The organism is Periweissella cryptocerci, assembly GCF_004358325.1.
Taxonomy (GTDB): Bacteria; Bacillota; Bacilli; order Lactobacillales; family Lactobacillaceae; genus Periweissella; species Periweissella cryptocerci.
Window position 1 is genome coordinate 482,923 of record NZ_CP037940.1, and the last position, 16,330, is coordinate 499,252.

General features: G+C 42.1%; 12 protein-coding genes. 1 reads left to right on the forward strand and 11 read right to left on the reverse strand.

Features of this window, described 5'->3' with window-relative positions:
• The first annotated feature begins 52 nt into the window (after window positions 1-52).
• The gene (locus EQG49_RS02170) at window positions 53-2,656 is read left to right on the forward strand and encodes a YfhO family protein (RefSeq protein ID WP_133362433.1); all 2,604 of its coding nucleotides are present in this window, start codon (window positions 53-55) and stop codon (window positions 2,654-2,656) included.
• A gap of 456 nt (window positions 2,657-3,112) precedes the next feature.
• Here EQG49_RS02170 and EQG49_RS02175 read toward each other — a convergent pair whose 3' ends face one another.
• The 11 genes from EQG49_RS02175 to EQG49_RS02225 form a co-directional block, all read right to left on the reverse strand.
• Entirely contained in the window at window positions 3,113-3,940 is an 828-nt protein-coding gene (locus EQG49_RS02175; RefSeq protein WP_133362434.1) for an oxidoreductase, read from the reverse strand.
• A gap of 100 nt (window positions 3,941-4,040) precedes the next feature.
• Window positions 4,041-4,616 (reverse strand): TetR/AcrR family transcriptional regulator, encoded by a 576-nt coding sequence (locus EQG49_RS02180; RefSeq protein WP_133362435.1) that lies wholly within the window; start codon window positions 4,614-4,616, stop codon window positions 4,041-4,043.
• Between the two features lie 535 nt (window positions 4,617-5,151).
• On the reverse strand, window positions 5,152-9,459 hold the full coding sequence (locus EQG49_RS02185) for a PolC-type DNA polymerase III (protein ID WP_133362436.1): 4,308 nt from the start codon (window positions 9,457-9,459) through the stop codon (window positions 5,152-5,154).
• A gap of 696 nt (window positions 9,460-10,155) precedes the next feature.
• Window positions 10,156-12,042: a hypothetical protein gene (locus EQG49_RS02190; protein ID WP_133362437.1), complete on the reverse strand. Its 1,887-nt coding sequence runs from the start codon at window positions 12,040-12,042 to the stop codon at window positions 10,156-10,158.
• 339 nt (window positions 12,043-12,381) lie between these two features.
• Window positions 12,382-13,578, reverse strand: a complete 1,197-nt coding sequence (locus EQG49_RS02195; protein ID WP_133362438.1) for an acetate/propionate family kinase — start codon at window positions 13,576-13,578, stop codon at window positions 12,382-12,384.
• Between the two features lie 42 nt (window positions 13,579-13,620).
• Window positions 13,621-14,595 carry a class I SAM-dependent methyltransferase gene (locus EQG49_RS02200; protein WP_133362439.1) on the reverse strand — a complete coding sequence of 325 codons (975 nt, stop codon included), beginning with the start codon at window positions 14,593-14,595 and terminating at the stop codon, window positions 13,621-13,623.
• 94 nt (window positions 14,596-14,689) lie between these two features.
• Window positions 14,690-15,022: a hypothetical protein gene (locus EQG49_RS02205; protein WP_133362440.1), complete on the reverse strand. Its 333-nt coding sequence runs from the start codon at window positions 15,020-15,022 to the stop codon at window positions 14,690-14,692.
• Window positions 14,976-15,455: a prepilin-type N-terminal cleavage/methylation domain-containing protein gene (locus EQG49_RS02210; protein ID WP_133362441.1), complete on the reverse strand. Its 480-nt coding sequence runs from the start codon at window positions 15,453-15,455 to the stop codon at window positions 14,976-14,978. Before EQG49_RS02210 ends, EQG49_RS02205 begins: the two co-directional genes overlap by 47 nt.
• Complete coding sequence (locus EQG49_RS02215; protein WP_133362442.1) at window positions 15,418-15,636, reverse strand: hypothetical protein; 219 nt, start codon at window positions 15,634-15,636, stop codon at window positions 15,418-15,420. The genes EQG49_RS02210 and EQG49_RS02215 overlap by 38 nt, the downstream gene beginning before the upstream one ends.
• Window positions 15,602-16,057, reverse strand: coding sequence for a type II secretion system protein (locus tag EQG49_RS02220; protein ID WP_133362443.1), 456 nt, complete (start codon window positions 16,055-16,057; stop codon window positions 15,602-15,604). The genes EQG49_RS02215 and EQG49_RS02220 overlap by 35 nt, the downstream gene beginning before the upstream one ends.
• The gene (locus EQG49_RS02225; RefSeq protein ID WP_243115731.1) at window positions 16,029-16,328 is read right to left on the reverse strand and encodes a competence type IV pilus major pilin ComGC; all 300 of its coding nucleotides are present in this window, start codon (window positions 16,326-16,328) and stop codon (window positions 16,029-16,031) included. Before EQG49_RS02225 ends, EQG49_RS02220 begins: the two co-directional genes overlap by 29 nt.
• Window positions 16,329-16,330 lie beyond the last annotated feature (2 nt).

Below are 16,330 nucleotides of genomic sequence, written 5' to 3' on the forward strand. Positions count from 1 at the left end.
AGTAATCAAGAGTCATTGCACTTTTTTAAACATATATTTGGAAGTGAATTACATGAAAAAATTATTTAATAAAAAGACCGCCCCCTGTTGGTTAGCTTTTTTATTACCAATAATCATTATGGGCACGTATTACGCCATCCGCCAAATGAGTCCGTTTGGGCATTCGTCAATTTTGACGGTTGATTTAGGTCAACAGTACGTCGACATGTTCTCGGCCTACCGTGACGCGATTTTGCATCACCCAAGTACTTTCTTTTACTCATTTAGCAATGCACTTGGTGGTGACATGTTAGGGGTTTGGACTTATTACTTAATGAGCCCCTTAAACCTCGTTCTCCTGTTCTTTACCCCCGTTCACCTAGCTTCAGGCATCCTGTTGTTAACGCTACTAAAATACGGCTTAGCTGGCTTCAGCATGGCATATGCATTACACAAGATGCAGTGGCAGCAAGGCTGGCTCCTAACCGTCTTCGGCGTTGCATATGCCTTAATGGGTTGGATGGTCGCCTATGAACTAAACCTCTTGTGGCTCGATGCTGTCATTATTTTGCCGTTATTGATTGTTGGTTTAGAACACCTCATCGATCAAGGCACCTATCGCAGCTATATTTTTTGGCTGACCGCAATTTTGATCATCAATTATTATTTAGCTTATATGATTGCCATTTTCTTAGTGTTGTACTTTGTATGGCGCTTGACTTGGGAAGCCTTCACTTGGCCCGAACGCTTGGAAAAAGTGAAACGTTTCACACTTGCCTCACTGGCTAGTGCGGGGTTAGCGGCGGTGACATTACTACCAACAGCCTATGCGTTAACCCAAGGTAAAGGTCAATATATGACCGAGCACATCACCAAGATTGTGGAATATAATCCACTGTTCTTCTTTAGTAAAATGTTCACGGGTTCCTTTAATTTTGAACAAATGCCTACCGGTCAGCCTAACATTTTCGTTGCTAGCATCGCTTTGATTGGCGCCCTGATTTTCTTTACCGATGGTCGGGTTCGCTTGAGTACAAAAATTGGTGCGAGTCTGGTGACCCTTTTCTTATTCGTATCAATGTTTCTAGCGCCGTTAGATTTATTTTGGCATGGGATGCAGTTTCCAGTGTGGTATCCATACCGTTTCAGTTTTCTCTGGTCATTCTGGTTAATTTGGTTAGCAGCTTCGACCTTCCGTCCGGGCTATTACATTAACCGCAAACAAATCATTATTATCTGTAGTACTTTAGTCGTGGTGCTCGCAATTGTGTTAAGCACGATGCGCAAAACCAATTTTATGACGTGGCCACAAGTGCTCGTGGGAGCGGCGTTCTTCTTGCTCACATTGAGCCTCATCTTGTTACCCCGCTTTAAGTATTGGTCATGGCTACTACTATTATTAGTCACTGCAGAAACTGCGACTAATGCCGCTTGGGATTTGAATAATTTCAGTTTTTTAACGCAAACCGAGTATCGGCGCAACGTCCAAGCAACTCAAAGCGCTTTACAAGAAATTCCAAATGACAAGCCGGCATTTTACCGAGTTGGTCAAACCTATGAACGCACCAAAGACGATGCCTTCATGCAAGATTACTTCGGTGGCGCGGCCTTTAGCTCTTCATTTTCAAAGCAAATGTCTGATTTTATGGGCAACTTCGGTAATCCCGATGGTGACAACTATGCCGTCTACGCCAACGGTACCCTGCTTTCGGATAACTTACTCGGCATGCGTTACTACTTAGATGCCGCAGGACACGTGTCACCCGATGATGGTGCACCGGCGAATATGTTAATTTCTCAACGCCCCGATTTAAGCTCAATGCAAGCTTTGACGGAAACGCCGGATGTGTCGCTGTACCAAAACAACGATGCGCTGGGTCTGGCCTTTGCTGCTAATTCAGCCGCTCTGAGCGTGCAATTTAAGCGCGATGATCCTTTGACAAATCAAGAACGCCTGTGGAATGGAATTACTGGCAATACCGCGAATCCGATTTTCAACGTCCAAAACTTTGACAAAGTAACCACCAAAAATGCGGATGTACCACAAACTGTGACTGGGGCCTTCATTACACGCAAAAAGCCACTCGAAGCCACCTCATTGAATCTGTATTTCACCCCCAAAACAAATAATTCATATTATTTAACTTTAGGGGCGTCGATGATTCCCGATGACGTGACCATCAAATTAAATGATCAAATCATGCATACCAACGATTCATTTCGGCATACGATTATTTTAAATGTTGGTGATCACATTAAGGGCAAAACGCAGAAGCTAACTTTCATTTTGAAAAAGCCTAATTTATGGCTGCAAAATGTTTCGTTATACGAGCAAGATAATGCGCAAATTCATTATCAAGCCCAAGCACTCGCGGCTAATAATCTGCACATTCACAGCTTCAGCCAGCGTAAAATTAGCGGTACCGTGACAATACCAGCCGACAAGGATTTATTAATGACCACAATTCCACAAGGTCAAGGTTGGCATGTTACCGTTGATGGCCATGCCGCAGAAACAAACACGGTTGGCAAAACGTTCTTGGCCGTGTTGATGGCACCTGGGAAGCATCACGTTACCTTCAGCTATACACCGCCCTATTTCACCTTGGGCGTCATGATAACTGCTGTGACATCACTGTTATTATTTTGGTTGTTTTGGTTCCGGCAACGTAAGTAATTTCAGGTTATGAAATAAGAATATATCGTAAAAAGCGCATGGAAAATTAATTCCATGCGCTTTTTACTATTCTAGAATTTTTAATCCCACAGCCCCCAATGTGTGCCGTGCTTTAAGATTGTCTATGATCCCAACATAACTAATGGTAATGAACCAATAAATGACAAGTGGGCGACAACAAAACTAGCGAGTTTCTTCATAAAGATTTCCTCCGTTAATCCGTGTGCTATGTATTTAGCACAAGTCACTACTTACTAATAGTTATTATAACAGATAAGTAAAAATGTGTAAAGTGCCACTTGTTCAGTCGTTCACAATCGGCGTTATTGGCACTGGGTTGGTATCTGTTTCCAAGCTTTCAACGGGCGTTCGCCACTTAGTTGGTTGGACTATGAGGCACATATAACGACATTTTGAGGTAAGCGGTAGCCACTACATCAAAACTTATTTGGCACATCATTTTCCGGCATACGCATTATACGTCAATTTGTATATCATCCGATCAGAAATGAACCGCATCGCAAATTTCATAAAGCGACTTGACCGCCCTGTTGGGTATCGGTGCTTAGGATTTTTTGACTTGATGGCCTTCTCCATATCGATGGCAACGTGGTCAGCTGGAACGACGTCTTTGAACCCTTCGCGCATCATGGTTATTGCCCGTTGGGTTTGTTTTTCGTATGCGCCAGTTCCACTTGCAGCAACATTATTCAAATTATCAATGGCGATTTCTATCCATTCAGACTCAGTAGCACTTGGTTCAATGGTCGATAATTGAATATTGAATTCGGTTAATTCTAACCGGACTGTATCAGTTAATGCTTCTAACCCATGTTTTGAAGCATGATACCAGGCACCCATCCAACCGTATCCCAGACCACCCATGGAACTAACGTTTAAAATCTGTCCTTGATTAGCTTGCCGCATAAACGGTAGTACAGCTTTCATCATTCGAGCAACACCAATTAAATTTACATCTAATTGTCGTTGCGCTTCTGCAAGGTCCGTATCTTCAAGTGAACCGTACGAACCATAGCCGGCGTTGTTAATTAAGACATCGATGCGACCTTGTTCGTCGATAACTGTTTTAACTGCATTCCGGACAGATTCGTCATTTGTAACATCTAATTGTAGCGGTGTCATATTCAAGGATTTGAGTGAATTCATTTTTTCAATACGCCGTGCGCCGCCATATACAATATGTCCAGCTTTTGCCAAACGTTGTGCTGTTGCATAACCAATACCTGTTGAAGCACCAGTAATTAAGATAACTTTTGCTAACATAAAATCTCTTCTTTCTTTTAAGGAATATTCATTCTTTTAAATGGCATAAAAAAAAACCGCCGAAGCGATTTTTTATTATAAAGGAACACTCATTCTTTTGTCAAGGCTTTAGCGCCGCTTCAACAATTGCAATAACGTCCTCGATAGCGGTATCTTGCAAATTATAATTGAGGTGATTAGCTAGCATGTAAGAAACTGCCATTTGCCAAGCTAATGCAGCGAGTAAATGGGGATTTGTTTGGCGAATTTCACCGCGAGCAACAGCATCAACAAACGGTTTTGAAATAGGATTATCTACCCCGCTCATTTCCGCAAGCGATTCATCTTCGATCCGTAAAGTTTGCATGATTGGCGAATTGTTAAATTGTTGAATAATTAAATAGTCGTTAGCATGTTCTTTCCCATCTTCGTAAATTGCCCGAATCATATTCGCAACAAAGTCTGGGTTATTTGTCGTGGCATTACTGATTACGGAAAATACCCGAAGTTTTCTTGAACGATAGACTTGCTTTAATAAATCATTCTTATTCTCAAAATAAATGTAAATGTTTGATTGACTAATATTAACTTTCTTCGCAATTTTAGAAATAGATAAGCCAAATAATCCTTCTGCTAATATCAAGCCAGCAGCTGTATCCAATATTAATTGTTTTTTATTATCATCTTTAATTTTCATAACTACAATAATGAATGGTAACTCCGGTACTGTCAATTATTTTTCATTTGCAACGTAACTTAACGGAGTGGCTGCCTTGCTCAAACGGTTCTATTTATTCTAACGCGGAATTGTCGTTTAGGTACTTTTCAATCATCGAATTGCTAAGGTTCTATTGGTCCTCCGTTATTTTTTCCATGCCACTGTGGCTTGTAGTCGGTAACTGTTTTTTCTAGTTTGAGTCTTATTCCTAACTAACGGAGTGCCGGTAAATTACTTGGCGGGCGCAGCCTTTACACCGCGACTGGGGTGAGATGTGTACAACACATGTCGCCGCTGAGGATAAGATGAGGAATCTTAGGAATTTATTCCTTAGAGTCCCAGCTTATCTGAACCTCACAAGACCGCATTTTGGCTTGTGAGGTTGCTTCCAGCGTGGTGCGCCAAGTAATTTACCGGCACGCAGTGGCCAAGTTTATTCAATCCCACGTCAGACGAAATGGAGCGAACAAAAACAGACCACCGTTCAACTGAACGATAGTCTGTTTAATTAATATTAAAAATCAAACAATGATAATTGATTTTCATCAGGTAAGTGATCGAGCACATGTTGTTGATCCATGAATTCGATCAGTGTGTTCGACACCTTACCACGTTTTTTCAAATCTTCTTTTGAAATAAATTCTTGGTCGGCACGAGCGGCCACGATTTGCTTGGCGACGTTATCACCTAAGCCGGCTAACGCATTGAATGGCGCGATTAATTTATTGTCTTCAATTAACCAAGTCATTGCTTCGGACTTTTCAATGTCAACCATGCCAAAAGTAATCCCACGTTCAAGCGCTTCATTGGCCAATTCGAGCACCGTCACAAGATCCTTGTCCTTGTTTGAAGCGTCATTCCCCTGTTTATTAATGTCGTTAATTGAGGCTTTCACGGCATCTTTACCATGTGACATCGCGACCACGTCGAAGCTATCAGCCCGCACGGAGAAGTATGCACAATAATACAACATTGGGAAATAAACTTTGAAGTAAGCAATCCGCAACGCCATCAAGACATAGGCAGCCGCGTGCGCCCGAGGGAACATATACTTAATCTTCAAACATGATTCAATATACCATTCTGGGACGCCAACATCGCGCATTTCCTTTTGGTATTCATCGGAAATCCCTTTACCCTTACGAACTTTTTCCATGATTTGGAAAGCCGATTCAGCTTCCAAACCATAGTTAATCAAGTCGGTCATGATTTTGTCACGGGTACCAATAACATTGGCGATGGTGGCAGTACCGTCTTTAATTAATTCATCGGCATTGCCTAACCACACATCAGTCCCGTGAGATAAACCAGAAATTTGGAGTAATTCGGAGTAGTTCTTGGGGTGCGTTTGTTCTAACATCCCCCGTACAAAACGTGTCCCAAATTCCGGCACACCCAAGGTTCCTGTTTTTGAATAGATAGATTCTTGCGTTACTCCTAAGGCATCTGTCCCAGAGAAAAGACTCATCACACCTGGATCATCCATCGGAATCGTCTTCGGATCAATCCCTGACATATCTTGCAAGGTCCGAATCATCGTTGGATCATCGTGCCCCAGGATATCCATTTTCAGAATATTATCGTGGATTGAGTGGAAATCAAAGTGCGTGGTTTTCCATGTCGCTGTGACATCATCGGCCGGATACTGAATTGGCGTGAAGTCATAAATGTCCATGTAATCTGGCACAATCAAAATCCCGGCCGGGTGTTGCCCAGTAGTTCGTTTAACCCCAGTCGCCCCTTTGGCCAGACGTTCAACTTCGGCGGAACGAATTTCCGTTTCCGTTTCGCGTTCATACGCTTTGACATACCCAAAGGCTGTTTTATCAGCGACCGTACCAATCGTTCCTGCCCGGAAAACGTTATTTTCACCAAACAGCACTTTCGTGTAGTTGTGGGCGATTGGTTGATAGTCACCCGAGAAATTCAAATCAATATCGGGAACCTTGTTACCCTTGAAGCCCAAGAAAGTTTCAAAGGGAATGTTGTGACCGTCACCAACAAGCAACGTACCACAATTTGGGCACGCCTTATCAGGTAAATCATAACCAGATTCATATTCACCCTTTGTAAAGAATTCACTGTATTGACAATCTGGACAGCGATAATGTGGTGGCAATGGATTAACTTCGGTAATACCGATAAAGGTCGCCACGACAGATGACCCAACTGATCCACGGGAACCAACCAAATATCCATCTTTATTGGACTTCGCAACCATCCGTTGGGAAATCAAGTAGATAACTGAGAACCCATTACCGATGATTGACTTGAGTTCTTTTTCAATCCGCTTTTGTACCACTTCAGGCAATGGACTCCCGTAGAGTCCTTCCGCCGTGTCGTAAGTCCGCCGTTCAACTTCTTGTTCGGCACCATCCATATTTGGCGTATATAATTTGTCCTTCAATGGATGAATCACGTCGATTGAATCAGCAATTTCATTTGGTTTATCAATCACCACTTCATGCGCCAATTCTGGCCCTAAGAAGCTAAATTGATCCAACATTTCGTCGGTTGTCCGGAAATGCAAGTCTGGCAAAGTCGTCCGGTTCAATGGGTTGGCCCCACCTTGCGACTTCACGAGGACTTTCCGATAAATCGCATCCTCAGCATTCAAATAGTGCACATCCCCAGTTGCCACAACCGGAATATCTAATTCATGCCCAATTTCAATCAAATTACGCAAAATTTCTTCCAGCTTAGCTTCATCGGCAATCATTTGGTTTTCAATCAATGGCGCATAGGCGGCCTTGGGTTGAATTTCGATATAATCGTAGAATTTCGCTCGTTCCTTGGCTAAAGGTTTCCCTTTTTGCATAATTGCTTCAAAGACATCCCCAGTGTTATCACCCGTTCCAACAAGGATACCTTCGCGGTACTCGTTTAACACGGAACGCGGAATTCGGGGTGTTTTATAATAATAATTGATATTGGCAGCGGAAATCACCTTGAACAAGTTCTTCAACCCGTCTTGCGTTTGCGCCATTAACACCATGTGATTTGGGCGCGCATGTTTCCATGAATCCCCGTCCATCATGTGCTCATTCAATTGATCGTGGTACTCAACATCGTAACGTTCTTTGGCTGCCTTCAGGAAAATCATGTTCAAGTTCCCCGTCGTTTCCGCATCAAAGATGGCCCGGTGGTGGTGTTCAAGTAACACACCAAACTTCTTGGCCAACGTGTTCAAACGGTAACTCTTCAATTCAGGGTACAACCACCGGGCAAGCGTCATCGTATCAATCACAGGGTTCGTAATGGTTGGCATATCATGGCGTTCATAACCAGTGTTCATGAAGCCCAAGTCAAACGTTACGTTATGCCCGACAAGAATTGCATCACCGTAAAACTCCCGGAACATTTTGAAAACTTCTTCTTCGGACTTAGAACCGCGCACCATGTCCGTCGTAATTGACGTCAAATTCGTCGTGATTTCAGACAACGGAAAACCGGGATCAATGAATTCTTCAAATTCAGCGACAACGTTCCCTTTGACCATTTTCACAGCGGAAAGTTCAATGACTTTATCGTAAATCGCCGACAACCCCGTAGTTTCCACGTCAAACACGACATATTCAGATTCGTTGTCATGCAACGGCACGTGTTTAGGGTTAATCCCGATTTCTTCACCGTCATTAACGAGGTTAGCTTCCACCCCATACAACATCTTCACACCAGCTTTTTCAGCGGCCGCAAATGCTCCTGGGAAAGCTTGCACCCCAGTGGTATCAGTAACTGCAACGGCGGGATGTCTCCACTTACCAGCTTGCTTGACTAAGTCGCCGATTTCATTAGTCGCATCCATCGTCGACATGTTTGAGTGCATATGCAACTCAACGCGCTTTTCACCTTCTGGCGCGGTGTCTTGCCGGCTGGTGTGCTCAACCACTTGGATATCATAAATATTCATGACCAAATCGTGTTGGAACGTATCTTCTTGAACCGAGCCCCGCATTTTGACCCACATGCCTGGTTGAATTGCTTCAAAAAATTCTTCATCACTATCATCACGCGAGAATTTTTTGGTAATGTATGAACTTGAATAATCGGTAACTTTCAACGTTAATAATTGCCGTTCTGAACGCAAGACGCGGACTTCTTTGTCGAAGATATAACCTTCAAAAATTACGGCCCGTTCTTCTTGATCCACGTCAATCATCCGGGTGATTTCTGCATCACTGGCAATCCGCCGTCCTAACGCAAATGGTCCCGAGGCAGGCTTTTGGTCGTTAATTTCTTTGAGCTTAGCTTGCGCCTGTTCGGCAATCTTGCGAGCCTTTTGCGCTTGTTCTTCACGAACCCGCGCAATTGCTTCTTGGTTAGCGGCTTCATCAACGTCCACCGCCACCTTCATTAAGGGAAAGCCGACTTGTTGGTAAGCATGTTGAATTGGTTCAATTCCACTCTGCAAAAAATGTTCTTCCGAAATCCGATTTTGCACCGTAATTGTGAGTGTATCCCCGTTAACCGCTGGCAATGAATTCGCAATTAGCTGCGTCAAGCCATTCAAACCGGCATTTTGCACAACATACGTCCAGTAATCACGCGCTAAGTTCGCATCAATGACCGTGGCATCCGTTTGAATATCACACCGCACCGTCGCAATCGCACTAAAAGCATTTTCCAACTGATTAACAAATGTCGAAAAAACTTCAAATGGTAAGACATTTGCGAAGTGTAACTTAAACTGCCATTGCTTGGAAATTTCATGCACGACAACTTCTTCAACCGTCGCACCATCAAAAAACTTCGCTTCAGGTCGGTCAGCTAAACGAATCTGTTCAAGTAATTTTTTAAATAATTCTCGTTTGTCTAAGCTCACTATTTTCATCCCTTTTCTATAAGGTGTTAGTCAAATACGTTGGTGCTTAACGCTAAAATACAAAGAATAATTGTAAATTAACCCCCTCTGACTAACAAAGCCATCTATAAATTAATCTACCTAGTTTACCACAAAATTTAGCAAAATAAAAAAGTGCACCCGGAGGAAATTTGTGGGTGGCGGAGTTGCTAACGAATATCGAATGAGTCAACTGAAAAGTGCAAAAAAAACCTATCGATTTTTATTTCGATAAGTCTTTTACGTTAGTTATCCTAACTGAATGCCATTTGGATTAACTACATCAATTATTTTGAATGCATGTGCGCTTTGATACCAAAATATAATGCCGTGATTATCATAATTAATACTAGGATTGTAATGACAATAAATATTGTGTCACCCATTATAGATAAGTTTCCCCCTGACTCGTGTATATTTATACGTAAAAGTACCATTATTCTAAGCATTATACAATGAATAAATTTGGTACAAACTCAATGATGCAGTTCAGTAATCGTAGAAATCAGGCAGTTAACGCGCAATAAAAGCTATCCGGTCAGGACTCGTAAAAAGCCACCACATAATTTACACGCCAAATTGCCGAAGTAAGCACTAAATATCCGCGGGAATTTTATTTTAATTGAGCTTACTTATTGTATTGATTTTTCCGTGCCGTAATAATAACGATACAAACTTCTAACGTCGTTTCCGGTGCTTCAATCCGAACGCGCCAGCTAAGATAAGTAATCCGACACCTGCGACCAGCAACACTCGGTTGGTATCGAGTGAAAACCCGCTTTGTGGTAATTTGCTTTGTGTAGTATCGCTGTTTTGACTAGTTGTTTGGTTATAGACAGTTCCTGTGCCTGTAGGCTGCTTACTTGGATTATATACCGTTGGCTTGGGATTTAATGTTGGTGTGCCACCCGAACCCGGTAAATCCGTTATCGCTGGCCCTTTAGTCGGCGTTTGTGTACCACCATTTCCAGGCTGATTTGTACTAGGCTTGTTCGTACCGGGCTGATTTGGTATCTCATCACTTGGCAACTTATCATCATCGGTTGGTTTGCTTGTGTCAGTTGGGTTCAACCCATCTGAGGGCGAGTTATCAGCTGGCGTTTGGCCGCTATTGCCGTTGTCACCTGTGTTATTGTCGTTTTGGTTGTTATTTTGTGATGAATTGTTGTCATCCGAACCATTGCCGTTTTGGTTGTTGTCGGTAGGGTTAGTGCCACCATCTCCGCTGTCTAGGCTACATGCTGAACAATCGGAGCTAACTAATACAGTAACCTTTTCCACGTTTATCATATTACCCATTATTTCGTGGTAATAGTTTTGAGTCGCCGTGAGTACTAACTTCCCTGGGGTAGTAGTCGCAGGTAATACCACATTGAAGGTTACAATTCCAGTCGATCCGTTTGGTATTCCCGTTGCCACTTGACCGATATCTGCTCCAGACAGCACCACCTCATTATTATACAGAAATCCATTTACCTCAATAACGAATGGCGTGCATGGATCAACTACTCTGTATATTGCTTCTGTGACGTTGAACGGAATTGGGTCAACTGATTTAACATAATTTTGATCGTTGTCTACAAGAATAAGCTCTCCATCTCCTAACGTTGCATCTTCCGGAATCGTTATTTGTAATGTTCCTTCACCGTCAAGCGAAACCGTAGTAGATTGCTCACTTATTGTATCCCAACGATTCGTGTCAGGGTCAGCAAAGCGAAGCCAATATACATTTCCTGGTGCTGCATTCGTCAGTGTTACTGTCACTACGCCACCCCTCGGGCCTTGAGTAATATCAGGTACTATTTTAGGAGCATAAACAATCGGAGCATAGATAGTGAAATCAAGCGGCACAACTGCCATAATGTCGTCAGCATCAATACTAAGTGTGAACGAAACCGCACCAATAACAGCATTCTCTGGTATTATGAACGAACATGTACCGTTTCCATTTTCATCAACATTAGTACTACTAGTCCCAAGCATGCTAGCCCCTTGATGCAATGTTACAACCACTTCACTACCCGGTTTGGTATTCGCTATGGTAAATGTTACCGTATCACCAATCGCTGCGCGGACGACATCAGTAGTCATCGACGGGCCATCAGCCTCCCGCGCTGATTTCTTCCGCGGCGCTTGACTAGCTGACTTTATGGTATCTGGTTGGTCAGTTGTTTTAGCATTCATTTCATTCTTAGCTGAACTTGAAGTTGCAACCTTTTCTTCCGTTTTAGGCGTCTCGGTTTCATTTTTTGCTGAATCTTTGGAAACATCCGTGCTCGTTTCATTTTTTTCAGTTACCGGTTCGTTAACATCTGTATTCTTCTCGGTCACATCCACTGCAGTAGTACTCTCTGATTTTGCGGTTTCCACTACTGCCTCAGATTTAGCGGCTTGTTGCTTATCCACTACTGCTTCAGGGTTACTAGTGACTTGCTCCGTCCGATCATCATCGTCCAATTTTTTAGCCAACATAATTGGCGCGGTGCCCATCCCGCTGACCAAAGCTGCGGTCGCTAGCGAAGCGTATCCAACTTGCTTCCCTTTGTTATGTTTTTTATCTTTCATCAAATTCGCCTCCATCTAAAATATTAATATTGTTTGTATTTAATTTTAGCGAAAATAAATTGCCCATATGTGCTCTCAAATCGACTAATTTTAATTTGCAATTAAGCTTGTTTTGTTTGTTAGATTGCATTTAAAGCACACATTTGACACTTCGATAAGTGATACTAAAACACTTACGATTCCAGCGTTATTTATTTAATCAAGACACCTTCATTTTCGGCATGGCAGAACGAAAAAAGTCAGCGCACTTGCAACATCCACAAAATTAAATGCGGAGATAACTAGGACGAAACAAAAAAGACTGCCAAATAAATGACAGTCCCAATTTACATTATTAAATTAGTTATTTTCGTTTTTGGCTGCTTCAACGTCACGCGCAATCATCAATTCTTCATTTGTAGGAATCATGAATGCTTTAACTGTTGAATCAGCAGTTGAAATTTCAATTTCATTACCGCGCTTGTTATTGTTTTCTTCGTTAAGTTTGATACCAAAGTAACCAAGCTTATCGAGAATCATCTTACGCAATGGTACTGAGTTTTCACCGATACCAGCTGTGAATACCAGTGCATCCACACCGCCCATTTCAGCCACGTATTGACCGATGTACTTCACAACACGGTTAACAAAGATATCAATTGCTAACTTGGCGTGTTCGTTAGTTTCTTGCACATCAAGCAAGTCACGCATATCTGCTGAAAGTGTTGAGACTCCAAGTAAACCAGACTTACCGTTCAAGATTGCCAACATTTCATCATTTGAAAGGTTTTCATGTTCTTGAATGTAGTAAATCAATGAAGGATCAACATCTCCTGAACGAGTTGCCATCGTAATCCCAGCCAATGGTGTGAAGCCCATTGAAGTATCGAATGACTTACCATCCTTAATGGCGGTAATTGATGCACCAGCACCCAAGTGCAAAGTGATCAACTTCAAGTCAACTAATGGCTTGCCAAGCAAGTCAGCAGCACGGTTAGCTACATAACGGTGTGATGTACCGTGGGCACCATATTTACGGGCACCATAACGTGTGTAGTATTGGTATGGCAAGCTGTAAAGATAGTTAACGTTAGGCATTGTTTGGTGGAATGCTGTATCAAAAACGGCAACAGAAATCGCATTAGGTAACAACTTTTGGAAAACACGAATTCCCATTGCGTTAGCTGGGTTGTGTAATGGTGCATAAGCTGCCAAACGGTCAATCTTTTCCAAGACTTCTTCAGTTACGACAACTGAATGGTTAAACCATTCCCCACCAGCAACAACCCGGTGACCAACACCTGTGATTTCATCGAAGTTTGCGACGATTTCAAGGTCAAGTAAAGCTTGCAACAACTTTTCAATCCCTTGTTCATGGTTATCGATATCTTCAACGACTTCGTACTTTTCTCCATCGCCGTACTTAATGGTAAAGATTGAATCACCTAAACCGATTCGTTCGATAACACCCTTTGCGATTACTGTTTCTGCAGGCATTTCAAGAAGTTGAAACTTCAATGATGATGATCCTGCGTTAACTGCCATTGTTTTTGCCATTATTTTGTGGCTCCTTTTCTTAAATCAAAAATATTTTATTAACTATCCTAATTGACTAACCCATGCATTAATATTACCCAAGAAAGCTTGGAAAGCCTGCACGTCCTTGAAGGATGGGAAAGTTCCCAATAGTACTTGATCCGCTTGCTTGGCACTGCCACCGTGTCGTTGCACGATTAGCAATGCTTTTTGTGCCCGCACATCTTTAAACAACTCCGTTGGTAATTTCAAGAATCCTTGTAAATATGCAGTAGTGGTTAATTCCTTAATCAGCTTAACTGCCTCAGCCGTATCCAGCAAACTGCTTGGCACGATATAGATTCCATAACCGCATTCGTTTAAAGCTTGAAGACTGTGGTAAATCAACTCGTTATCGACCGTTTCGCTGCGATTGTCATGCATTAGTGGTAAATCGGCAATTACTGCGTCTGCCTTTGGTAATGCAGTACTCGTTGCATCCGCTTCGATTAACGCCACATCTGTATGTTGTAAATCGAAACTAACGCCGGCCATTGCGAGCATTGTGTCATCAACATCGACCCCAACTGCCTTCACGTCCAATTCTGGGCGCGCGTTTAAGCGATGTAGAACTGTCGCCAATAGATTCCCGGTACCCACAACTGGGTCTAGGATTGTCAATTCACTTACCTTACTCGTTAAACTTTCAAGTAAATACGCAACCAAAAAACCGATTGTATCAGGTGTTAATTGGTGATTTGCTTGAATTTTATCCGTTTTCATGGCTCTTAATAAAGCCAATTGAATTGCTTGACGAATTGTTTCGCCATCCATTGTGTCGACATTAATCCCACCAAATAATTGTTCAAGCCGCGCTTGAACGCGTTCACTTGGACGTCCGGCTTCGACTTGGATTTGTTTTGCAAACAAATCCTCGCTAATTTCAATTAATGCATCGAGATAAGTCGTTTCCAACTCTTCGGCTAAAACCAAGGTGGCTTGGTCGAGCACTTGGTAAAGTGATTCAGTCTGTGCTTGTGTCAGAATACCAGCCTCCATTTCATCATTTGTATATAGGTTATAGTTGCTTTAATTATTACAAATGATAGTTTACCATATTTCACAAGCAGAATTCACTATTAACTATCATGAATTACTGACTTTGTGAAAATTGTCGTTGAAATTTATCTCCATTTGGATATTTAATAAATATTTGTTGATCTTTGAGAAGAACCTGAATCTCGCCGATTTTATATTCGGTCTGCTCTGGATGATCAATTAACTGCAATCTAACTTGATTAGTTAGCATATCAAGCCGATAACTGCGCTCAATCGTCGTATAAGTCTGCATTTGGTCGTGATAAATGTGCAACTGCCATAATTGCATACCTGCCAATACACTCAGCAAAATTAGTGTCGATGCCAAAGCAAAACCAGCATTAGTCGTTAGGGACCTTTTTTTGCGTAATTCCAAGATTAGCTTCACGAATGTCTCCTGATTCAAATTTGATGATTACTTTAATCCGGCGCCCAACTGGTTTAAATTTAATTGTCTCAACCCCATAAACTAACGGCATAAAGCCACCGTTGCTGCCGGTTAAATGTAACGTATGGCTATTTTTTGTGTTTTTAAGTATATATTCTTTAACTTTAGCATCACCGTCACCACTGTCTTTACTCACACGCCAAACTCTTAATTCTGTCTCGGCATTGAGTGTTTTCACCCAATAAAATGGGTACTCGGTGGTTTCTATCGTATGCAAAAATTGTTGCCATGTGTAATTACTTGGCCGATTCACCAATGTTTTCTCGCGCATAAAGCTCGTGCCAAAATACAAAGCACTAACCACACAACCAAATATCAATAACGCAATAAACACCTCAATCAGTGTGAATGCTGGCTTTTTCTTCAATTGCATCGGCCACCTCTTCATCGCTCCGCTCTTTTTGTTGACGAATTTTATTAATCCGTGCTTCTTGCGTCGATAGTTGCACATGAAGCTGGTGTTGATTGACCGCAAACCACGTAATAACTAACACCGTTAGCGTCAAAGCAACTAACCCTTCAGCCACGATATAGGCCTTTTGGTTCTGGCTCAATTCGATACACCCCCCATCCAAATCCCCATTTGATACTGTAGTAACTACCATTTGCACGAAACAATGAAACAGTTGTCGGATTAATGTGCCCCTCTGCTGAAACCGGAACGTGTACCATTACACCTGAAAACTTTAACGTATTAGGGTAATTCAGCCGTTTCACTTTTTTTGTCTCGCGATAAATATCGACATAGTTATTGGTAAACCTAAAATCAAAGACTATCTTTGTATCGCGGACACTAGTTTGCGCTTGTCGCCAAGTGACATCAAGTTCTTGCCAAAAACGGAGTTCGCTTTGCTCATTGTCATAGTTAACTTTTAAATAACCGATAATAAGGCATGTTGCCACCACCCCTAGCACAATCAGGCTTTCAAGTAATGTGAATGCAGACTCAGCTTTTTTCGACAACATTTTTTTCATTAATTTTGATCCCCACTTCGGCCGCCCGTTTAACTTGTGTCTTAGTTAAGTAGCCTTTATCTTCCAGCATTTTATAAGTCACTGTTGGCATGGTGTTTCCCTGCGCCGTTTCATGATCAACAAATAAATCGACTTGCGTTTGCACGACTGATACCATCGCACCCGCTTGTCGGGTATTAGCATCCTCACGCGCATTAGATAAATTTGGTAAAACAATCAACATCAGTAATCCCACAATCAACATGACAATCGCCATTTCAATGGTAATCACTA

Bases quoted from the DNA above. Each gene is read 5' to 3' on its own strand.
- EQG49_RS02170 (WP_133362433.1), top strand. From the start codon at position 53: ATGAAAAAATTATTTAATAAAAAGACCGCCCCCTGTTGGTTAGCTTTT.
- EQG49_RS02175 (WP_133362434.1), bottom strand. From the start codon at position 3,940: ATGTTAGCAAAAGTTATCTTAATTACTGGTGCTTCAACAGGTATTGGT.
- EQG49_RS02180 (WP_133362435.1), bottom strand. From the start codon at position 4,616: ATGAAAATTAAAGATGATAATAAAAAACAATTAATATTGGATACAGCT.
- EQG49_RS02190 (WP_133362437.1), bottom strand. From the start codon at position 12,042: ATGAAAGATAAAAAACATAACAAAGGGAAGCAAGTTGGATACGCTTCG.
- EQG49_RS02195 (WP_133362438.1), bottom strand. From the start codon at position 13,578: ATGGCAAAAACAATGGCAGTTAACGCAGGATCATCATCATTGAAGTTT.
- EQG49_RS02200 (WP_133362439.1), bottom strand. From the start codon at position 14,595: ATGGAGGCTGGTATTCTGACACAAGCACAGACTGAATCACTTTACCAA.
- EQG49_RS02210 (WP_133362441.1), bottom strand. From the start codon at position 15,455: ATGCAATTGAAGAAAAAGCCAGCATTCACACTGATTGAGGTGTTTATT.
- EQG49_RS02220 (WP_133362443.1), bottom strand. From the start codon at position 16,057: ATGAAAAAAATGTTGTCGAAAAAAGCTGAGTCTGCATTCACATTACTT.